Source organism: Pseudomonas viridiflava, assembly GCF_900602065.1.
Classification (GTDB): Bacteria; Pseudomonadota; Gammaproteobacteria; order Pseudomonadales; family Pseudomonadaceae; genus Aquipseudomonas.
The window spans coordinates 75332-94998 of record NZ_UWFN01000265.1 but is presented as its reverse complement, the minus strand read 5'-3'; the positions used below and the strand labels follow the sequence as shown (position 1 = coordinate 94998).

Annotated in this window: 20 protein-coding genes; 3 read left to right on the top strand and 17 right to left on the bottom strand. The window is 59.2% G+C overall.

The annotated features are described in order from the left end of the window. Positions 1-35: 35 nt before the first annotated feature. The 17 genes from EE949_RS15455 to EE949_RS15375 all read right to left on the bottom strand — a co-directional run bounded on the left by EE949_RS15455 (position 36) and on the right by EE949_RS15375 (position 16693). Positions 36-1622 carry a Tad domain-containing protein gene (locus tag EE949_RS15455; RefSeq protein ID WP_205504989.1) on the bottom strand — a complete coding sequence of 529 codons (1587 nt, stop codon included), beginning with the start codon at positions 1620-1622 and terminating at the stop codon, positions 36-38. A gap of 281 nt (positions 1623-1903) precedes the next feature. Then, on the bottom strand, positions 1904-2332 hold the full coding sequence (locus tag EE949_RS15450) for a YbaN family protein (protein ID WP_122665077.1): 429 nt from the start codon (positions 2330-2332) through the stop codon (positions 1904-1906). A 395-nt stretch (positions 2333-2727) separates the two neighbouring features. Next, the gene (locus tag EE949_RS15445; protein WP_122665076.1) at positions 2728-3318 is read right to left on the bottom strand and encodes a TadE/TadG family type IV pilus assembly protein; all 591 of its coding nucleotides are present in this window, start codon (positions 3316-3318) and stop codon (positions 2728-2730) included. Next, positions 3315-3821, bottom strand: a complete 507-nt coding sequence (locus EE949_RS15440; protein ID WP_122665075.1) for a TadE/TadG family type IV pilus assembly protein — start codon at positions 3819-3821, stop codon at positions 3315-3317. The genes EE949_RS15445 and EE949_RS15440 overlap by 4 nt, the downstream gene beginning before the upstream one ends. Positions 3822-3829: 8 nt before the next feature. Next, positions 3830-4678, bottom strand: a complete 849-nt coding sequence (locus EE949_RS15435) for a tetratricopeptide repeat protein (protein ID WP_162874452.1) — start codon at positions 4676-4678, stop codon at positions 3830-3832. Between the two features lie 30 nt (positions 4679-4708). After that, the gene (locus EE949_RS15430; RefSeq protein WP_122665073.1) at positions 4709-5671 is read right to left on the bottom strand and encodes a type II secretion system F family protein; all 963 of its coding nucleotides are present in this window, start codon (positions 5669-5671) and stop codon (positions 4709-4711) included. Continuing rightward, positions 5668-6669 (bottom strand): type II secretion system F family protein, encoded by a 1002-nt coding sequence (locus EE949_RS15425; RefSeq protein WP_205504990.1) that lies wholly within the window; start codon positions 6667-6669, stop codon positions 5668-5670. The genes EE949_RS15430 and EE949_RS15425 overlap by 4 nt, the downstream gene beginning before the upstream one ends. Then, positions 6669-8036, bottom strand: a complete 1368-nt coding sequence (locus EE949_RS15420) for a CpaF family protein (protein ID WP_122665071.1) — start codon at positions 8034-8036, stop codon at positions 6669-6671. The genes EE949_RS15425 and EE949_RS15420 overlap by 1 nt, the downstream gene beginning before the upstream one ends. Before the next feature lie 31 nt (positions 8037-8067). After that, complete coding sequence (locus EE949_RS15415; RefSeq protein WP_122665070.1) at positions 8068-9306, bottom strand: histidine kinase; 1239 nt, start codon at positions 9304-9306, stop codon at positions 8068-8070. A gap of 85 nt (positions 9307-9391) precedes the next feature. Next, positions 9392-10054, bottom strand: coding sequence for a CpaD family pilus assembly lipoprotein (locus EE949_RS15410; RefSeq protein ID WP_122665069.1), 663 nt, complete (start codon positions 10052-10054; stop codon positions 9392-9394). Between the two features lie 15 nt (positions 10055-10069). Further along, positions 10070-11557 (bottom strand): type II and III secretion system protein family protein, encoded by a 1488-nt coding sequence (locus EE949_RS15405; RefSeq protein ID WP_122665068.1) that lies wholly within the window; start codon positions 11555-11557, stop codon positions 10070-10072. A gap of 69 nt (positions 11558-11626) precedes the next feature. Then, positions 11627-12523, bottom strand: coding sequence for a Flp pilus assembly protein CpaB (gene cpaB, locus EE949_RS15400; protein WP_122665067.1), 897 nt, complete (start codon positions 12521-12523; stop codon positions 11627-11629). A 15-nt stretch (positions 12524-12538) separates the two neighbouring features. After that, positions 12539-13096 carry an A24 family peptidase gene (locus tag EE949_RS15395; protein ID WP_122665066.1) on the bottom strand — a complete coding sequence of 186 codons (558 nt, stop codon included), beginning with the start codon at positions 13094-13096 and terminating at the stop codon, positions 12539-12541. Between the two features lie 21 nt (positions 13097-13117). Next, positions 13118-13318, bottom strand: coding sequence for a Flp family type IVb pilin (locus EE949_RS15390; protein WP_122665065.1), 201 nt, complete (start codon positions 13316-13318; stop codon positions 13118-13120). 137 nt (positions 13319-13455) lie between these two features. Further along, positions 13456-14847 (bottom strand): sensor histidine kinase, encoded by a 1392-nt coding sequence (locus tag EE949_RS15385; RefSeq protein WP_122665064.1) that lies wholly within the window; start codon positions 14845-14847, stop codon positions 13456-13458. Next, positions 14840-15505 carry a response regulator transcription factor gene (locus EE949_RS15380; RefSeq protein WP_122665063.1) on the bottom strand — a complete coding sequence of 222 codons (666 nt, stop codon included), beginning with the start codon at positions 15503-15505 and terminating at the stop codon, positions 14840-14842. Before EE949_RS15380 ends, EE949_RS15385 begins: the two co-directional genes overlap by 8 nt. Positions 15506-15793: 288 nt before the next feature. Then, positions 15794-16693 (bottom strand): LysR family transcriptional regulator, encoded by a 900-nt coding sequence (locus EE949_RS15375; protein ID WP_122665062.1) that lies wholly within the window; start codon positions 16691-16693, stop codon positions 15794-15796. Between the two features lie 132 nt (positions 16694-16825). Here EE949_RS15375 and EE949_RS15370 point away from each other — a divergent pair, with 132 nt between their 5' ends. The 3 genes from EE949_RS15370 (at position 16826) to EE949_RS15360 (ending at position 19667) form a co-directional block, all read left to right on the top strand. Beyond that, on the top strand, positions 16826-18031 hold the full coding sequence (locus tag EE949_RS15370) for an aminotransferase class I/II-fold pyridoxal phosphate-dependent enzyme (protein ID WP_122665061.1): 1206 nt from the start codon (positions 16826-16828) through the stop codon (positions 18029-18031). A gap of 87 nt (positions 18032-18118) precedes the next feature. Continuing rightward, entirely contained in the window at positions 18119-18925 is an 807-nt protein-coding gene (locus EE949_RS15365) for an ABC transporter substrate-binding protein (RefSeq protein ID WP_205504991.1), read from the top strand. 40 nt (positions 18926-18965) lie between these two features. Further along, positions 18966-19667 carry an amino acid ABC transporter permease gene (locus EE949_RS15360; RefSeq protein WP_205504993.1) on the top strand — a complete coding sequence of 234 codons (702 nt, stop codon included), beginning with the start codon at positions 18966-18968 and terminating at the stop codon, positions 19665-19667.

Below are 19667 nucleotides of genomic sequence, written 5' to 3'. Positions count from 1 at the left end.
CCTTTCTGCAAATGGCTGACGAAGTGGCCTGAGGCTTACTCGACCAGGCGGGCGTAGTGTTCATGTTTGATCTTGTTGGCGATCTTGTTCAGCAGCGTCTGGATCTGGTCTTCGCCCTGAACGAATGTGCTGGCGTCTGCGAACACCATGTCGCCGCCACCCTGGGCGCAAATCTGCAGGCCGGGGCCGGCAATCTTGTCGAACAGCACGCGTTGGGAGTCGGCGGGGTCACCGGGGCGCACGCCGATGAAATAGAACTTCAGCTTGCGTGCCCGGAAGCTGCTGCACAGGCTTTCGAAACGGCGCATGGCATAGTCAGTGCCGTTGTTTTCGCCGCTGACTGACTGGCCTACTTTTGCCGCGTTGTAGGAATCAGTGTCGAACCAGTCACCGACGGTGTTGGCCAGCATGACGATGATCTTGACGTTCTCGCTGCCGTCACCTTCGTTGAAGTCCAGCGGCAACTCAGGGTCCAGCCAGCCGTTGCTGCCGCGCATTTGCGGTGACAGGGCCATGCCTGCCCAGCCCATGGCGATGGAGTAATTAACGTTGAAACCGGTGCGCATGGCGTCCAGGCGCTTTTCGAGTTCTTCCTTGTCGTTGGTCAGCGGAAGCAACGCTGCTTTGGGGCAACCTTTGTCGGCGACGATGAAACGGGTGTCACTGATGCCGTTGGCCAGGCCGAAGTCCGGGTTGGGACCGACCCACGAAACCCATCTGGCACCCGGGTCGTTTTCGATCAGGTCGTGACGGTAATACACACGGGTGAACTGGCCGGTGGGTGGCTCATCCCAGAAGTAGTTTTCACCCAGAACCAGACCTCGGTTCATACAGGTCAGGCCGGATGCCAGGTCTGGCGTGCGCCGGTCAGCAAGGCTGCTGATCTTGCCGGTGCGAAACAGCGATTGCAGTTCAACCGCGTTGATCGCTTGAGAGGTTGCCCAGCGTCGGATGCGCTGTGCGTCGGCGGGGTCATAGACATTGACCGCCTGGCTGTAGGGCACCAGCGAAATCCACAGCCGTTTATTGTCGTTACTGCTGCTGTCTTCACCCAGCAGGCTGGTAATGAAGTTCTTCCCCAATCGACGCAGGGCGGCGAGTTGGGCGTCATTTTCGCTACCGGTATTGGGCAGCATCAAAGCGATCTCGGTGGCCCGGGAGATCACTTCCACAGTGGAGTGCACGTTCAGGTCCTGGCGCTTGCCACCGAGCAATTCAGGGTCGGCATGGAAGCTCACTTCGGCCCTGTAACGTACCCGGCTCTCGTCGTCGACGGTTTTGCTCAGTTCAAAATTGCTGTAGTCGATCTGCTCCGCCAACTGGCTGTCCATGCCCAGGTTGTTCTTCACATAGTCGTAGGCCAGTGCACTCAGTTTCGGCATGGAGTTTTCGCCATTTATCAGGCGTTCGTTACCCACGGCCATCGCGGCCGCGTCGGTGGCCCGCTTGACCTGGGCCGCATTGCTGACCATGCGGCTGGTATCCAGAACGTAGGCGGTGGCCAGCAAAGCGCCGCCCATGGCCAGGACCATGAACGACGCAATGCTGCCGCGCTGGCTGGCCGCACTGGGCAGTCGTGCGCGGCGCGCGCCTGCGGCCATCGGTGTGAAGGGGCGTTTCATGGGGGGCGGTGTTCCTGCACGATAGGGGCTGACGGCGCTCCATGAGAGGAGTGTCAGCAAGTGCGGCAAAGATAAGAATAATTCCTAATAGCGGGCAACCGCGGGTTCATTAAGAATGCTTAATGAGTGAGCTTTAACTTGGCAATTACGATACCTGTAGGAGCTGCCGAAGGCTGCGATAGCGGTGTCTCAGGATGAATGCTTCGCAGCCTTCGGCAGTTCCTACAAAATTACTTGCCTGCTGCGCTACAGCGTCGTGCCAGGTACGTCGAGAAGATGTTTCACTCGGAAAACTGCGGCCCATTGAGCAAATGGCCCGGTATCTGCTCAGGCCGCGACCAGATCCACAACGCGCCGCTGCCCATGCCCAGCCCGGCGCTGACCAATAGCCAGAGCGGCGGCTGATGCCAGATAAGGATCGCCAGACATAGGCTCATGCTCAGGCTGGCGACCAGCTTGCTCTTGCGGTTGATCACGCCGCCGTTTCGCCAGTTATGCAGCAAGGGCCCGAGCACCCGGTGTTGCTCCAGCCAACGACTCAGGCGTGGCGAACTCTTGGCAGAGGCCCACGCACACAGCAGGACAAATTCAGTTGTCGGCAAGCCGGGAATGATCAACCCGAGAAAGGCAAATGCCAGGCTGCCATAAGCCAGGGCGAGAAAACCCAGGCGCTTCAAACCGGTGGCGGGTGTTACGTGAGAAGGCGTCATGTTCAGGTGCGCAAAGTCCGAGAGCGGAAGGGCTTCCAGTAAAGAGTGCCGGCGATGGGTGAACAAGTTAAGAAGGGTTAATTTTCTGAAGTGGAATGTGTTTTCTGTAGAGCTGCCCGGCGTCCCTGACACCGCGCTGTCTCGCGGTAGACACGATTCCCTGTGGGACCGGATTCATCCGGGAAGGGGGCATTCCTGACGATGAAAATGTAGAGAATGTACGTGCCTCTCCCGGATGAATCCGGTCCCACAAGTGCAGCGTAAATTCAGATAGTTCTGCGCTGTTTGATAAGATTGCCCGTTGTCCCTGACAAGCGCTGACGCGTAGCAAACGAATGCCCTGTAGGACCGAAGGCTGCGATGGCGGTATGTCAGGATAAATGAGCTGCCACAGTTCAATCCTCCTGCTCTTGCCCCACTTCTTGTGCCAGGCGGTCATCCAGCTTCAATTCGGTGTAAACCATCCGGCTGAACGCCACTGCCTGCAAGGTCTTGTCTACCAGCAGATTGCTGCTCAAGGCCAGGGTGTTGCTGCTACGGCACAGCTGCACGACCAGCAAGGTGGTTTTGTTCTGGCTGTCATCTTCGTCGTCCTCGCTTTGCTCCGCACGTTCCTCGGGCATGTCCCCGGTGTAGCGCGTCGAAGCGCTGTAACTTGGGCAGATGCCTTCATCGCTGCCCCGGTAAATGGGGCGCCAGGGCATTTTCCGATCCAGCGCGACCCTGCTGATGATCAGCTCGTAATCGCCCAGCACGTCAGGCGTTGCCGCCTGTTCGATCAGCGCGTCGAGCCCGGCGCTGTCCAGTCGGCTTTGCATCGCCAGTACCGAGGCGATGTTATGCGCGCTCTGTTCCAGATAACTGCGAGCCTGACTGACGTTGTAGAGATCGGCGCTGATCAGTGCCGTACCAATCAGCAGCGGCATGATCAGGGCCGCCTCGATCAGCGCGTTGCCCCGCTGGCGAGAACGCAAAGCAACTTTCATTCGTCGTCTTCCTCGCTGATGAGATTGCCCAGCAGGTGTCGGTACTGGTACTGAAACGCGTTGCCCAGCCCAAACAGTGCTGGCAGCGGAGTCATGAATTCCTGGCTCATGTCGACGCTTATGCTAAGGATTGGCGGCGAGTTGTCCGTGCTGTCTTCTTCTTCCGGATCAGGTTTGGCACCCCCGAACTGGCGCAGGTTATCGAAGGCCAGGACGTCCACCGTGAAGTTCTCCTCGGTCAGAAAACCGTAGGAGGAGTCGATCATGCGTTGCGCGATATCGCTCTGCAGGTCTGCCTGGCTGTAATAGCGGGTGTCGGTGCGAAAGTCCTGTACCGCGCGTTCGAGTGACAGGCTGCCAACCCCGATCATCAACGCAATGCGCGCCAGCTCGAAAAGCATCATGACGCCGAACAGCAAGACCGGCAGGATCAGGGCGGTCTCTACCGCGGTGACGCCGCTCTGATCGCGCCACAGCGTGCGGCAATTGGGTGTCTCGGCCATGTCAGTGTTCAGTCCTGATCATGCAGTGTGAAGGGGTGCTGGCTAGCGGCGAGCAGCTCACTGGCCAGCGGCGCACCTTTGCTCACACGATCACGTGCAGCCTGGAACTCCACGAGGATCTTGCCCGCGCGCTCCGGTTGCAGTTTTTCCAGCAGCACCCGTTGCGCGGTTTCGTCATGGCCTGCCAGCACATAGGCCAGGGCCAGATTGAGTTGCAGTGCGACATTGCCGTTGTTACGCGACTGATTGAGCAAGCCGATCGCACGGGTGGTGTCGCCATCCGCCAGCCAGGCGAGGGCCAGGTTATTGACTGCTGCGTTGTAGCCCGGATCGATTTCCAGGGCTTTCTCGAACTGCTTGCGCGCTTCGCCATCCTGATGCTGCAGGTTCAGGGCGACACCCAGGCCGTTGAGCGCCTGGGCGTTGTTCGGTGCGCTTTCCAGAGCACAGCGGAATTCCTGCTCGGCCTGTTTCGCCATGCCCAGCGCCAGATACGCACGGCCGCTGCCACTGCACACGGTCAGGCGTTGCACTGGAGCAAGGTCATTGCCCAGTTGCTGTCTGGCCCGCCGATACAGCGCCAGTGTTTCCTGAGGTGGGCGAACGGTCGCTGCGACGCTGGCGTATTCGAGCAGATAGGGACCGCTCAACTGCTGACGCTGATCCATGCGCTCGTAGATTTCGTAAGACGCTTCAAGGCGACCGTTGTCACGCAGAACGTGCGCCAGGCGCAGTGCTTCTTTGGCTTCCTTGCCCAACGAAGGCGCCGAAGTGCTGCTGCTTAGCGAGGGGAGGTGAGTGCAGCCGCCAAGGGCCAACAGGCCGATCAGCATCAATTGAGAGCGCAGGCGTGACATAAACGGGGTGCTCCGTAGCAGCATGTAGGGTCAGTTACCGAGCAGACGAATGATGCGCACCATGGCGGGTGCTCCCATCATTGCGACAATCGGCGGGAGGATGAGGGTCATCAGCGGAACGCTGAGTTGGGCGGGCAATTTACCGGCCCGTTCTTCAAGGTCGAGAATCAGGGTTTTACGGCTTTCATCGGAGATCGTGCGCAGCGCCTGAGAAAGCGGCGTGCCATAACGTTCAGCCTGGATCAGGGTGGCGACCATGCTCTCGATACCGCTGACACCGGTGCGTTCGGCCAGATTGACCAAGGCCCGTGAACGGTCACTGAGGATCTGCAACTCGGCGAAGGTGTAGCGCAATTCTTCAGCCATTTCCGGCGCCGACAAGGCCAGCTCCTTGGACACCACTTGCAGCACCCGGCCCAGTGGCAGCCCAGCTTCGGCGCAGATCACCATCAGGTCCAGCGCGTCAGGCAGGCTGCGCGAGAGCTTGCCGCCACGCTTGGCACTGAGCCATTTGAGCCACACCTCGGGCAGTGCGGTACCGGCAAACATCGCGGTCAGACCACAGGCCAGCCCGGTAAGCCCGAAACGCGATTTTGCCTCCAGCACGCCGAACAGTACGATGCCGGCCAGCACCAGGCTCAGGGTGTATTTGCCGACCATCAACAGGCCCAGCGCTTCGTGGCTACGCATACCCGCCATGGACAACAAACGGCGCAGATGGCGGCGGTCATTGACGGTGCCCGCCAGGCCTTCGCCAATCCGGGCCAGCGGCAACAGGATTGCCTGCAGTCGGGGCGGCAACCGCAGACTCTGCTGACGCAGAATATTGGCTTGTTGCGCGCCAGGTTGTTCTGTTGCCTGACGTTTGCCAAGGCGCTGGAACAAGGGGGCAACACGTTTGCTGTGGTGCAGGCCGATCAGGGCCAGGCCGAGCCCCGCCAATAGAATGGCCAATGCGCCTTGTGCCATCGGGTCTTCGAACAGTGTGCTCATACCACTCTCCTGACCATCTGCTGGGTGATCAACAGACCCAGCGTGACGCTGCCGAACGCATAAAACAGCACACTGTTACCGGTGGGGTCATTGAGCAGAAAACGGAAATCGTTCGGCGAATTCAGGTACATGTAGCCCAGCGCCATCGGCACCAGCGAGGCAACGATTTTGGCTGAGGCTCGTGCTTCCGATGTCTTGGCCTGGATCTTCAATTGCAGCTCCTGACGTTCACGCAGGGTCGAGGCGAGCCGGTCGAGCGTTTCACCCAGTCGGCCGCCAGCCTCCTGGTTGATGATCAGGATCACCGCGAAGAATCGGTACTCGTTCAACGGGATGCGTTTGGCCGAATCCTGCATGGCCTGGCGCAACGGCAGGCCCAGTCTCATCCAGTTGTCGATCAGGGAAAACTCCACCGCCAAAGGTCCGGGAATGTTCTCGGCCACCAACGCGAAAGCGTTCGTGATCGGAACGCCCGCCCGAGCGGTGCGGGTGATCGCGTCAATCGCCTCGGGCAGGCTTTGCTTGAGTTGTTTGAGGTGTTTGGCCAGCGCGTTGCGGTAACTGATGTTGGCCAGCAGAACAAAGCAGAGCACTGCCAGGACACTCCCGGAAACCCACGGCATGGGCATCTCGCGGCCCAGTAACGTGGCAGGCAACAGGCTGGCCAGCGTCAGCATGGTCAGGCGTGTGCGCAAGGTCTTTTGCCAACCGAGTACGCTGAGGTTGAACCAGACTTTGCCCAGGGCCTTGCCAAAAAACGGCAACCGCGCGAACGGTGCGCGCTCCATTTCCCGGAGAATGTCCTGAGCCTTGGTCGAGGTCTGTGCAGCGGCAGCCTTGTCGCTATCGCCGGCGTTGAGCCGGGCTTTCAGCAAGGCCAGATACTGCGCGATATCTTTATCTTTCTTGCGACGGCCATTGAGGCTGCGCGCTGCAAAATACGCCAGCAGTACCGCGAGAAATACCAGCAGGGTGAGCAGATCCAGAGCGGCGTCCATCAGGCCTGACCTTCGAACAGATGCGCGTGGCTGGTGTAGAACTGTGGCCGCTGGCCGCTGGAAACAAATTGCCCGCTGAGGCGGCCTTTGGCATCGACGCTGGTGGTCTTGAAGCTGAACAGTTCCTGGCTCTGGATGACTTCGTTTTCCATGCCGCAGACTTCAGTAATGGAGACGATGCGTCGCGCACCGTCGCGCATGCGTTCCACTTGCACGATCAGGTTGACGGCACTGGCGATCTGTCGGCGAATAGCCTCAAGGGGCAGTTGCATGCTGGCCATCATCACCATGTTCTCCAGACGCATGATCGCGTCGCGCGGAGTGTTGGCGTGGACCGTACACAGCGAGCCATCGTGACCGGTGTTCATCGCCTGAAGCATGTCGAAGCTTTCGCCGCCACGCACCTCGCCGAGAATAATCCGGTCAGGGCGCATCCGCAGGGCGTTACGCACCAGGTCGCGCTGGTCGACCTTGCCCGTGCCTTCGGCGCTGACCGGTCGGGTTTCAAGGCGCACCACGTGAATCTGCTGCAACTGCAGCTCGGCGGCGTCTTCGATGGTGATGATGCGGTCTTCGTCGCTGATCTTCTGCGACAGTGCGTTGAGCAGGGTGGTCTTGCCCGCACCGGTCCCGCCCGAAACGATGATGTTGAGCTTGGCGACCATCGCCCGGCGCAACACCTCGACCATCTCCATGGAAATCGCGCCGCGCTCCGACAGGCTCTCCAGGGACATGTTGCGGCGCATGAACTTACGAATGGAAATCGTCGTGCCATCGATCGCCAGCGGATAGGTAATCACGTTGACCCGGCTGCCGTCGGCCAGCCGCGCATCGACCATCGGGTGGGTTTCATCGATGCGGCGGCCCACTGCGGCGGCAATGCGCTGCGCGGTGTTGAACACATGAGCTTCGTCGACGAAGGTAATCGGTGACAGTTCCAGTTTGCCGTAGCGCTCGACAAACACTTGCCCGGCACCGTTGACCAGAATGTCGTTCACCGAGTCGTCTGCCAGCAACGGCTGGATCGGGCCAATGCCGACCATCTCGTTGAGCATTTCTTCGGCGATGGTTTCCTCTTCCTGACGGGAGAGCTGCAAGCGGTTTTCGTCACAGATGCGGCGGATCAGCGACTCGATCTGCCCGCGCAATTTATCGCGGCCCATGGCTGCGGCTTTCAGCGGGTCAATCTGGTCATACAGATGGCCACGGATCAGCCGCCGGTTATGGGCACCTGCGCCATCCAGCGACTTGCCCGGCACGTTGCGGGCAACCGTCGTTGCCCGCACTTCCTGTACGGCGGCCGGGGCTGGGGTTTCCGCTGTTTGCTTGCGCGCGGGTTTGGGTTTCTGCGGCTGACGGATGAGCATGTTTGAATTCCTCGTTCTCAGGCGTTCGTTCTCAGGCGGCCGAGCGGCTGCGGCCCAGCACGTTCTTGAGACGGCTGATGATGTTGCTGCTCTGCAGGCTGGTTTTGCGTGGCGTGTGTCCGCACGCCAGATCGGTCAGTTCCAGTAGGCTGCTTTGGAACGCTGGCGCGCTGGACAGGCGCAGTGGGCCTGTCAGCAGGCTGCTGCTCAGGGACTGACCGGCATAGGGCAGAACCAGATCGATACGTCGTTCGACGAACTCCTCGAATTGCTTGCGCTCGACACCTGACGCCAGGTTGCCGCGTGACGGGTTGATCACCAGCAGCAGATGCTGACCGTCGCTTTCATCGCCAATCTCACGCAACAAACGGTGGGTGTTGCGTGCGTCCTGGACGTTCATGTCGGCGAGGACGATGCGCGTTTGCGCGTGGGCCAGGACATCCATGCAGCCGCTTGGGCGACCAGCGGGCAGGTCCCAGACCACCTGATTGAACATGCGGCACAGGTTGCCGCCGAGACTGAGCAGATGGTCGACCGCCAGATGCGGATCGATCTGGTAGCTGGGCTCCTGAGCGAGCAAGTGCAGGCGGTCGTTGATCTTGCCCATGGAACGTTGCAGGAAGCGGCTGTCGATCTCGTTGCTGCTCAAGGCACCCGCCAGTCCGGCATCACCGTCGTAGCCCAGCAGCAAGGCGAGGTCGCCATTGTGACGGTCGAAGTCCACCACAGCCGTCGCCGTGTGACGTTGCTCTGAAAGCAATTGCGCCAACCCGGCAGCCACGGTGCTGCTGCCACAGCCGCCGCTGGCACCGGTAATGGCAATGGTGCGGCCGTTACGCACGCCATGGGCTTCGTGCTGATCGGCACCCTGTGCTCTGGCCAGCGTTGCTGCCAGCAAGTCAAAAGGCACCGGCTTGACCAGGTAATCGCAGACCCCGTTGCGCAGCAGGGTACGGTAGAGATCCACATCCTGACGGCTGCCAGTGGTAACGATCTGGCACGTAGGGTCACAGTTTTCAAACAGCTCACTGAGCGACTGCAAGGGCAGTGGGTCGCCATCGATGTCCACCAGCATCACGGCGGGCGACGGGTTGACCTGGCTCCAGTTGATGGCTGCGCCGATACCGCCTGCCAGAACGTGGCTGGCGTCATGACCCAGACGCACGATCTGCTCGACGAAACGCTGTGCTTCCTGGGCGGAGGAGGGGAATAGCATGACGCCGCTGTTTAACGGTTGGTTGTCGCTGCTGTGAAGGGTGTTGTCATTCATGTTGATGTCCTCTCGGCGCCTGGCAGCACTGATTGCTGGAGTACGCAGAACGCCGTGCTCAGGCCCGGCGTGCTGGTCCAGAAGATCAGTCTTCGTTGAAGTCGATATCGAGCAACTCGCGGGTCTCGCCGTCCTGGTAGCGAGTCACTGCATTCACCGCCGCTGTTCCGTCACCGGCGTCGAGGGTTTGCGCCCTGACCAGATCACGCGGGTCGGCGACCATGCGAGCCACGTTGGCGCGATTGGCACAACCGAGCGTCCCGACGGCCATGTAGGGTTTGACGGTCCAGGTTTTATCGTCAGCGATGGCGCATTCCGGGGTTTTGACCACCAGGGCTTCGGAGATGACCTGCAGGTCCCAGTCCTGAGTGTTGCCAGCTTGCAGTTGTACTGGCGCGACCCGCAGTTGCTGAGGATTCGCACCTTGCTCGCGCAAGACGCTGGCCAGACGTTCAGCGAGTTTTTCGCCAATCGGTGTCAGGGGTTGCAGCGTCAGGGTCTGGTTACGCAGACGCCCCTGGGCCTTGAGCAAGGTGTTGAGGTTGGCCAGGGACTCTGGAGTAAAACCGCCATTGGGTGTGGCCTGCAAAGAGGTGACCATGGCCGAAGGCGCAACAGTAATGCCTTGTGCCTGAGCCTGGTCATGGGGCGCGAAACGGCTTTCACGCATCTGGTTCAGCGGGCGGTCGCAGCCACCGAGCAGCAGGGCCACGACGACGAGAGAAAGCAGTGATTTGACAGCGGGCATGATGTTCTCCGGGTCTCAGTACAGGTAGCCAGCGGACGCCTGGCTTGGCATTTGGGCGTCCAGCGCGCGAATGCCTCGGCCCGGTGTCTGCAGATCGCTTGGCACTGTTGGTTCCACGACGTAGGCGGTGGCGATGATGACCAGTTCGGTGTCTTCCTGTGAGCTGGTTTCGGTCTCGAACAGGCGGCCAATGCCAGGGATGCTTTTCAGGCCGGGTACGCCGGTGACCTGCTGGGCGACGTTGCTGCGCAGCATGCCTGCCAGGGCAAAACTCTGGCCGCTGGCAAGCTCTACGGTGGTGTCGGCGCGGCGGACTTTGAACGCCGGGATGACGTTGCCCTGCAGTATGACCGCGCCTTCGTCCGACAGATCGCTGACTTCCGGGGCCACATGCAGGCTGATGCGGTTGGGCGACAGCAGGGTTGGCGTCATGCGCATGATCACGCCGTACTGCTTGTACTCGATGGTCACGTTGTTGTTGGTGATGATCACGATGGGCACTTCGCCGCCCGCTGCAAAACCGGCAGTCTCGCCGGACATTGCGGTCAGGTTCGGCTCTGCCAGTACGGTGGCCAACCCGTCTTCGGAAAGTGCCGTCAGCAGCCCCGATACCGTGGTCGATCCTCGGGTACGCGAGCCTTGGCCGACGGTATTGGTGCCGGTCGGTTGCAGGATTGCCCCCGTGGTCGCATCGAACAGGCTGCTGGCATTACTGAAGAAGAAGTTGCCGTCCTTCAGTGCCACGCCCCAGTTCATGCCCAGTGATGTGGTCATGCTGCGCGACACTTCGACGATCCGTACGCTGATGTTGACCTGAGCGGACAGTTCGACTTTTAGCTGATTGATAACTTTTGGCGCCTGACCACCGCCTCCGGGTGCCCCCGCTGCACCACCACCACCGCCTTGGGAACTGCTGTCTTCAGCACCCAGATAAGACTCGACGCTTTTGATCACCTGCTTGGCTTGCTGGGGCGTGCGCACGGTGCCACGGACGATCAGGCCGCTGCCTGAAGAAGGACCGAATTCGACCTTCGAACCCGGCACTTCCTCGGCGATCTGCTTGCTGAGCGCCGCCAGATCGTGGGTTGCAACCAGGCGTAGCGCTGCGATGACTTCGTCATTTTCATCCATGGCGTAGAGCGTCGTAGTGCCCGCGTTCTGGGCAAATACAAAGACACTGCCGGGGGACGGCACTTGAAAGCTGGCCACGGACGGATCGGCCACCAGCACAGTGGTCGCAGCTCTCGGAAGCTGCAGCAAGCGACCTTGCTTGACGAGCAATTGCACGTCTTCGGTCTCTTTGACCTGCGTCAGCTTGCGCGGCAGATTCAGCCGTTTCGGAACGGGTTGCTCTTCGACGATGTACTGACCCTGATCGGCCTCATCCTGGCCTTGATCGGCTTCATCCGGCGCATTCTGCGCGCAGGCGGTGCTGGACCAGATCAGGCTTGCGGCGAGAACGCAGGCCAGCGAGGCGGCGGGAGCTTTCGAAACGAACTTCATTGTCTGTGATTCCGAGTGGGCTGTTCCGGCCGGTTCTGTGCCGGCGGTGTGCTGTGGAGATTTTTTTGCTTACCGGCCGAAGTCCAGAACTTCTGTCTGAATACCCCGGTACATCTGCACCTTGGGGGCCTGGCCGCTGAAGCTTTGGTAGATATGGGTGGTTTGGCTCAGCGAGGTGATCCGGCTTGGGTCTGTGACCTGGGCTTGCGCAACCGGCTCGCTGGCACTGAGCAGAACCAGCTGCAAGGTGCCGATTTCTCTCGCTACTGCCAGGCGCTCGGCTTGTGCCGGGCTGACTTCCAGCGTCGCGGTGTCGTAGAACTCGCGCTTGGTCTTCTTGGGCTCGGCTTCTTCGCTGCGGGGCGTCAACTCGCCACGAGTGATGTTATTCAGGGCCAGCACGCGCACATCGCGCAGTAAGGTCTGTGATGCCAGGCGAGGAGTGATCTGCCCCGGCTTCAGCGTGGCTTCCTCCTTGTCGCGGTCCAGGCTGAGGATCACATCAACACGATCGCCTGTGGAGATCAGGCCGGAGTTGCTGGCCACCGCACTGGTCGGCACGGAAATCGCCCGCATGCCAGGTTTGAGCACCGCAGCAATGAAGCCGGGCTGACCTGGATGCACCAGCAGGTTGCTGGCCAGCGCCTCGTTTTTGGCGATGGGCTGGCGCACGGTTGCACCCAGCACCATGCCGACGTTGTCTTTGCTTTTGAGGAAGTAGAGCAGCGGTGAGTGTTCTTGCTCAGTCTCTTCCCAGCGCACCGCGGCGGTGTCAATGAACTCGCCGGGCTTGAGGTCACGGCTCGCCACGAGAATGGCTTGCAGGTTTACCTGCTCGACCTTTTTCGGCGCTTGCTGCTGTACCACGGTGGCAGGGGCCGGTTTCAACATGACTCGGACCAGCAGCGCTGCACTGCCAGCCACCAGCAAGGTGCCTGCCAGAAGAAGAATGGAGGGGGCTTTCATGAGTGAACCGTGCTGTCAGGAGTGAATGGGGACGAACAGGGTGTAAAGCGCGCCGGTCGCAATGGCCAAACCATAAGGGATGCCAAGCGGGCGGTTTTCAGTCAGCACTGTCGGGGTTTCAATGTTCAGTTTCAGGTGCTGTGTCGCCACCTGCTGCCAGCCTCTGGCAAGGCTGTTTTCGACGACGCTCAACATCGGTAGAAGCAGTGCCAGTACGCCGCCTGCCAAGGCTGTAACGATGAGGAAAACCATCTGCCCGTCACCTGCCCAGAGGCACAGCACAGCCATCAGTTTTACGTCACCGGCACCCACCCGGCCCAGGCAGAACAAGCTGTAGCCCACCAGCAAGACCATCGTTGCAGTTGCCCCGCAGCGAGCCAGCAGGCTCAACAGCTGATCACCGCTCATCGCGCCCCATGGGCCAAGACCGAACGCGGCGGACATCGGCAGAAACAACCAGACAGCGAAGAGCAACACCACCAGCAAGTTGTGAATACGGCGGTAGAGCAGATCCGAACAGATCACCCAGGCCAGCGCTGGCAGCAGAACCAGCATGATGAAAGTGTTGCCCATGACCGGCTCCGATTCGCGTACTTACTTCGAGGCGCCAGGGGTATTGGTGTTGGTGATCTGGTCGGCGATAGACGCGAAGCGATCTTTCAGGGCCGTGACGAATACACCGTCGGAGCCGAAGATCACGCCAATCGCGGCGGCCATGGCGGCAGCCAGAATGCCGTATTCAATGGCAGTCACACCGCTTTCATCAGCGAGGAATTTTTTCAGGGACGGGGACATAGAGAAGGCTCCTTTGATCGGCTCGGTATTGAAATCTGATCTGGGGAAGTGTGTCCCCGGAATGGCCGATATTAAGATTCATTCTCAATTGGTTAACAAGCACGCGATTATTAAGAATGCTTAAGGAACCTCGCCCCTCAGCGCAGTTCCTGACGGGCTTTGATCTTGATGGTCGCGCGTAAGCCGGGGTTGTTATCAAGCAGCTTCAGCGAGCCTCCATGCAGATCACATATTGCCTTGCTGAGGGTCAGTCCCAGGCCATTGCCGGGAACGTTGCCGCTGGTGTCCAGGCGTTGAAAGCGTTCCATGGCCTTGTCGTTCATCTGAGTTGGAATACCCGGTCCGCAATCGGCGACTCCTAGGTGACACCAGTCCTGATGATGGGAGGCGAAGAGGGTGATGGGCAGTCCGCTCGGCGCATATTTCAGGGCGTTGTCCACCAGATTGGCCATGGCTTGAAACAGCAAGGCCCGATCACCGTAGAGCCAGCAGCGGCTGTCAGTGTCGATCAGTAGCGGGCAGCCTAACTCTTCGGCCATTGGCAAGTAGTAATCGCGTACGTCGATGAGCAGTTCGTTGGCCTGAATGCTTTCGAAATCATGAGCACAACGACCGGTTTCCACTTCACCCACGCGCATCACGGCGCGGAACAGATTCTGAATGCGCTCACTTTCTTTGACGGCCTGCAGCAGTTCTGCGCGAATGTCGCCGTCGACACCTTCGGTGGCGTTTTGCAGTCTGCTCTGCAGGCGCGTCAAGGGTGTACGCAGTTCATGGGCGATATGGCTGGTGACGTTACGCACTTCGTCCATCAAGCGGTTGATGCGCCGCAGGCATAGGTTGACGTCGCTGCCCAGTTGGTCGAACTCGTCCCCGTATTCGTCGTAGGGCACGGTCACGCTGTGATCGCCCTTGGCGTAAAGCGCCAAGGCGTGACGGATGCGATTGATGCGGTACATGTTGCGCATACTGAACGGCAAGCTGGTGAGCAGGATGAACAACAAAATCAGCAGCAGGCCTGCGCCAGTCAGCAATGGAATGATGCGGGTACGCTCCAGCATTGGATGCAGGTCGTACGCGCTGAAGTAGTGACCGCCATCGGCGAGAGGCACCAGCAAACCGAGTATTTCGCTCTCGTTACCCTGCGCATCGATGACTTGTGTATGGCGCCAGTTGTTGCTGCAGGCTTCTTTGCAGTGCCTTTGCGGAAGCAGATTAGCGTCACCGAAAACCACATTGTCATCACGGTCGAACAGCAGCGCGTGGCGGTCCTTGCGGGTTTCAAAAGGGTCGCGATACGCGAGCGCTGCCAGCACTTGCTCGGTTTTTTGCAGGCGGCCATTGAGCTGTTGCGAGCGCACATCGGCCAGGATCATCTCGCGCACATGGCTGCGCATGACGATTTCCAGCAGGTGGTTACACAAGATGATCGAGGCCAGCGCTACCAGCAAACAGATGAAGGCGATGGTGGTGGCCTGACGAAAGTTACTGGTGTTGAGCAGCAGCCTCAGGTTATCGGTGTTAACCAAGGGCGTATCCAATCGCGCGAATCGTACGGATCATCGAGCGCTGGAAACCTTTGTCGATCTTGGTGCGCAGTTTCGACAGATGGACGTCGATCAGGTTGGTCTGCGGATCGAAGTGATAACCCCATACTTTTTCCAGGAGCATGCCGCGGGTAACGGTCTGACCATTGTTTTTAGCCAATACCAGCAGCAGCTTGTATTCCTTATCGGTGAGGTCGATGCGCTGACCACCGCGGGTCACTTCACGACGACCCAGATCAATGTGCAGGTCTTCAATCTGGATGCTTTCTTCCTGAGTCGACTGGCTGCGGCGACGTGCGAGCAATTCCAGGCGCAGCAGCAGCTCGGTGAAATCAAAAGGCTTGCCCAGGTAGTCATCGGCCCCGGCCCGCAGGCCTTCGACTCGATCAGCAGACTGGTCGTTAGCCGAGAGAATCAGGACCGGAGGATGAGGCTTGCCGTGCAGACGTGTCAGTACTTCTATACCGTCCATTTTCGGCAGGATGCGGTCCAGGATCACAACGTCGAAAGCTTCACGCTCAAGCATTTCCAGCGCGCCTTCGCCGTTATCGGTCATCCGGCAGTTGTGCCCGCTTGCATGCAGTTTGCTGCCGAGCCAGTGGCTCACGGCCACATCGTCCTCTACCACCAGTACTCGCATGTCGATCTTCCTTCTGGCTTTGCTCTAAGCGGGCTCTCTTTTAACAACAGTGCGCTTGGAATAGGGTTAAGAATTGTTAAATGTAATGATAATGATTCTCACTATTGTTACATGATAGTCAAATGCCATGCAATTGGGATATGAATGCTTTTGATGCATGCATTGAAAGAGGGGGAAGGGGGGCCGCAGGATGGGTGTGCCGGGTGGTACGTTGTGTCGTCTGGTCGGGTCCTGTTGGAGTCTGTCGTATGAACCGCATTCCAGTTCAGTAGCCCGAAGCCCCGCACCTCAATGAATAATGAACTTGGTGAAGTCACACGCCTTGCGCGTAATGCCCAGAATGTCAGCCATGAATCGGTCATCCTCGGTGCTGCGATGCATCGCCTTGTACGAAATCTGCGGCAGTGCAGGGGTGACATCCAGACGTTGCAGCAGCTTGCGATCCAGCACATGACCCAGACAATGCAGCGGCAGGCAAGCCGTCGCGAGCCCGGACACCGCCAAGCCGATCTGCGCCAGCAGGTTGTTGCAGGTAATCGACTTATGGATGTCGATGCCTTTCATCTTGAACCACTGCCCATAAGCCATGCCCATGCCTGACAGCGCGCCCTGAATAATCAGCGTGCGCGACGCCAGCTCTTCCAGCGTCATGCGCGTCTGATCACCCGCCAAAGCCGGTGTACACATCCAGGCGTTCTCCACTGAGTCGAGTTTCTCGGCAGAGAAGCGATTGTCCTGAAAGATGTCCGGAACAATGATCAAGTCGATGGAATTGCTCGCCAGACGCTCGTACAGCACCGGACTCAGGTCCACCTCCGGAATGATCTCCACCAGCGGATAAGCGCTGCGAATCCCGCTGACCAGATCAGGCAACCAGGTCAAGGCAGTCAGCTCCGTGACGCCCAGACGCAACTTGCGTTGCAGGTTCTCCGGGCTTTCAAGACGCTGCAGCATGGCGTCCCGCTGGTTCAAAAGACTGGAGGCCAGCGCGACCAGTTCCGCCCCCATCGGCGTGAGTTGAGCGCTGCGCCGGGAGCGGTCAAACAAGGGTTGGCCGTAACGCGTTTCCAGGTCCTGGATACGCTTGGAAATGGCCGACTGCGTGGTGTTCAGGTGGTCGGCTGCCGAGTCGAAACTGCCCAGCCGGGCGACCCAGAAAATCGCTTCTATCTGCTTGATCGTAATCATTGCGCAATCCTCATTCGCTCTTTGAAAGATTCCCTTAGGAGATGAGTAAACGCAACAAAAAATCGCTTTTTGTTCGTTTTGGCAATCAGTAGTCTTCAAACCAACCGAGCCTAAACACACAGGTCATCCGCAATGTCGTACCCGCTTTCGAACAGACTCAACCGTTTCGCATCGTCCGCCAGTGTTGCCGCGAAAGCGCGGGTCATGGAGCTGGAAGCCGCTGGCAAGAAGATCCTCGACTTCTGTGTCGGTGAGCCGGACTTCGTGACGCCGACTTCGATTATTGAAGCGGCGCGCACTGCCGCTCTGGCCGGCCAGACTCGCTACACCGCGACCACCGGCACCAAGCAACTGAAGACCGCCGTGCAGCGCAAGTTCAAGCAAGACAACGGCCTGGATTATTCACTGGCTGAAATCGTTGTCGGGTCGGGCGCCAAGCAACTGATCTACACCGCCTTCACCTGCACCGTGGACGAGGGCGATGAAGTGATCATCCCCGCGCCTTACTGGGTCAGCTATCCCGACATCGTCAAGCTCAATGGTGGCGTCCCGGTCATCCTCGAATGCCCGGACTCCCAGGGCTTCAAGCTCAAGCCAGAGCAACTCGAAGCGGCGATCACGCCGAAAACCAAATGGCTGGTGCTCAACTCGCCGAACAACCCGAGCGGCGCGATTTACAGCGAAGCGGAAATGCAGGCCATCGTCGACGTGCTGGTGCGTCATCCGCACGTGTGGCTGATGACTGACGAGATTTACGAATACTTCAACTATGCCGGTGCCGCATTGCCCGCACCGGCTGTGCAAGCCCCGCAACTCAAGGAACGCACCCTGGTAATCAACGGTGTGTCCAAGGCCTACGCCATGACTGGCTGGCGCATTGGTTATGCTGGCGGCCCGCTACCGCTGATCAAGGCCATGGACAAGCTGATGTCGCAAAGCATCGGTGGCGCATCGGCGGTGAGTCAGGCTGCCGCAGTGGCAGCGCTCGAAGAGGGTGGTAGTTTCGTGGAGGAGGCGGCACGTGTGTTTGCTGAGCGCCGCAATCTGATCATCGAATTGTTGAACGACGTACCAGGCCTCAAGTGCCTGGCCATTGAAGGGGCGTTTTATGCGTACCCTAACTGCGGCGGTCTGATTGGCAAGCGCACGCCAGACGGTGTAGTGCTGCAGTCGGATCTGGATGTACGCAACTATTTGCTCGAGAGCGCGAACGTCGCGGTGCTCGATGGTGCGGCTTACGGCCTGTCACCTTATCTGCGTCTCTCGTTTGCCACGTCGACTGAGATCATTACCGAAGGCTGCCGCAGAATGAAGGAGGCATGCCAGGCATTGAGTTGAGGTGAGTCGTGAGCAAAAACTGCTTTCAAAAAAACTAAAAAAAGATCCGCTTTTATTTCTGCCCTCATTCTTGAAGAGATACCGACAATGATGAAAAAGGTTTTGCTTACTTTGATGGGGTTGATGGCAGCAACCACGGCAATGGCTGATGGTCTGCAAGACGTCAAGGATCGCGGAACCCTGCGTTGCGCGACGTTGACTGACAGCGTGCCGTTGGGATACCAGGATCCGACCACCCGGGAAATCGTTGGTCTGGATGTCGATTTGTGTAAATCCCTGGCCAAGCATCTGGGCGTCAAAGCCGAGTTGCAGGGCGTTGCCGTCAGTGCGCGGATCCCGACGCTGATTTCCGGCCGCGCCGATGTAGTGGCAGCCGCGCTGGGTTACACCAAGGAGCGTGCCGAGCAGATCGATTTCTCTTCGGCTTACTATCAGGTGCCGATCAAGGTGCTGGTCAAAGGCGACAGCGGCATCAAGACCTTCGCTGATCTGGCGGACAAACGCGTCAGTGCCATCAAGAGCTCCACGCCGGAGTTGTATGCGCGCCAGCAAATCACCGACGCCAAGGTCGTAGGTTTCGAAGACGCACCTTCAGCGTTCCTCGCTCTGCAGCAAGGCAAGGTCCAGGGCATGGCAATGACCGAGCCGGCATCGATCCGCTTCCATACTCGCAGTCAGAACATGCGCTTCCTTGATCAGGCGCTGCACTTCGAGCCCAACTGCGTAGGTGTCAAAAAAGGCGAAACTGCACTGACCAACGCTATCAATCAGGCATTGGTGGACATGGAAGCCAGCGGTGAGCTGCAAGCACTCTGGGATCACTGGTACGGCGACCAGACTGAATACAAGCTGGTACGTGAGAAGAAACTCACACCGCTCTCTGATTTCCAGTGATTGAAAGCGGGCCGCTTCACGCGGCCCGATTGAGGTGCTTGTGTCAATTTTCAATGGCTTCGGTTCCCTGCTTCAGGGGGACTACCTGCACGCGTTTCTGGGCGGGGCAGGGGTAACACTGCAACTGTTCTTCATCTCGGCAGTGCTGGCCTTCGTTCTGGCTTGCCTGTTGATGGGGATCCGCCTGATCCCCGGCCGGATCGGTGACTTCGTGGTGGCAGTCTTCGTTGAATATCACCGCAACGTACCCAGCCTTGTGCAGTTGTTTGTGTGGTATTTCGGCATCCCGCAACTGCTGCCGCTGGCTGCACAGGACTGGATCAACGGCCACGGCGGCGAAGTGATTTTCGCCGTCATCGCCCTGACGTTGAACAGCGCGGCTTACGTGTCCGAGGACCTGCGCAGCGGCTTCCGTTCTTTGCCCAACGGCCAGACCGAAGCGGCCCGTGCGCTGGGGATCAATTACGTGCAAACCCTGCGCAAGATTCTGATTCCGCAGGCCATGCGCGCATCGGCTCCATCGCTGGTCAATCAGGCGCTTTCCCTGTTCAAGACCACTGCATTGGCCATGGCCATCGGTACAGCAGAAATGATGTACATCACGCGGCAAATCGAAGGTGAAACCTACATGACCTTCCAGACCTTTGCCGTGGCAAGTCTGTTCTACCTGATCGGCTCCTGGACGATCATGATTCTGGGTGCCGTCTGGCAGCGACGCATCGACCTGCGGATGGCGAGGTAA

Coding starts and splice junctions, on each gene's coding strand:
- EE949_RS15455 (WP_205504989.1), bottom strand. CDS start 1,622: ATGAAACGCCCCTTCACACCGATGGCCGCAGGCGCGCGCCGCGCACGA.
- EE949_RS15450 (WP_122665077.1), bottom strand. CDS start 2,332: ATGACGCCTTCTCACGTAACACCCGCCACCGGTTTGAAGCGCCTGGGT.
- EE949_RS15445 (WP_122665076.1), bottom strand. CDS start 3,318: ATGAAAGTTGCTTTGCGTTCTCGCCAGCGGGGCAACGCGCTGATCGAG.
- EE949_RS15440 (WP_122665075.1), bottom strand. CDS start 3,821: ATGGCCGAGACACCCAATTGCCGCACGCTGTGGCGCGATCAGAGCGGC.
- EE949_RS15435 (WP_162874452.1), bottom strand. CDS start 4,678: ATGTCACGCCTGCGCTCTCAATTGATGCTGATCGGCCTGTTGGCCCTT.
- EE949_RS15430 (WP_122665073.1), bottom strand. CDS start 5,671: ATGAGCACACTGTTCGAAGACCCGATGGCACAAGGCGCATTGGCCATT.
- EE949_RS15425 (WP_205504990.1), bottom strand. CDS start 6,669: ATGGACGCCGCTCTGGATCTGCTCACCCTGCTGGTATTTCTCGCGGTA.
- EE949_RS15420 (WP_122665071.1), bottom strand. CDS start 8,036: ATGCTCATCCGTCAGCCGCAGAAACCCAAACCCGCGCGCAAGCAAACA.
- EE949_RS15415 (WP_122665070.1), bottom strand. CDS start 9,306: ATGAATGACAACACCCTTCACAGCAGCGACAACCAACCGTTAAACAGC.
- EE949_RS15410 (WP_122665069.1), bottom strand. CDS start 10,054: ATGCCCGCTGTCAAATCACTGCTTTCTCTCGTCGTCGTGGCCCTGCTG.
- EE949_RS15405 (WP_122665068.1), bottom strand. CDS start 11,557: ATGAAGTTCGTTTCGAAAGCTCCCGCCGCCTCGCTGGCCTGCGTTCTC.
- cpaB (WP_122665067.1), bottom strand. CDS start 12,523: ATGAAAGCCCCCTCCATTCTTCTTCTGGCAGGCACCTTGCTGGTGGCT.
- EE949_RS15395 (WP_122665066.1), bottom strand. CDS start 13,096: ATGGGCAACACTTTCATCATGCTGGTTCTGCTGCCAGCGCTGGCCTGG.
- EE949_RS15390 (WP_122665065.1), bottom strand. CDS start 13,318: ATGTCCCCGTCCCTGAAAAAATTCCTCGCTGATGAAAGCGGTGTGACT.
- EE949_RS15380 (WP_122665063.1), bottom strand. CDS start 15,505: ATGCGAGTACTGGTGGTAGAGGACGATGTGGCCGTGAGCCACTGGCTC.
- EE949_RS15375 (WP_122665062.1), bottom strand. CDS start 16,693: ATGATTACGATCAAGCAGATAGAAGCGATTTTCTGGGTCGCCCGGCTG.
- EE949_RS15370 (WP_122665061.1), top strand. CDS start 16,826: ATGTCGTACCCGCTTTCGAACAGACTCAACCGTTTCGCATCGTCCGCC.
- EE949_RS15365 (WP_205504991.1), top strand. CDS start 18,119: ATGATGAAAAAGGTTTTGCTTACTTTGATGGGGTTGATGGCAGCAACC.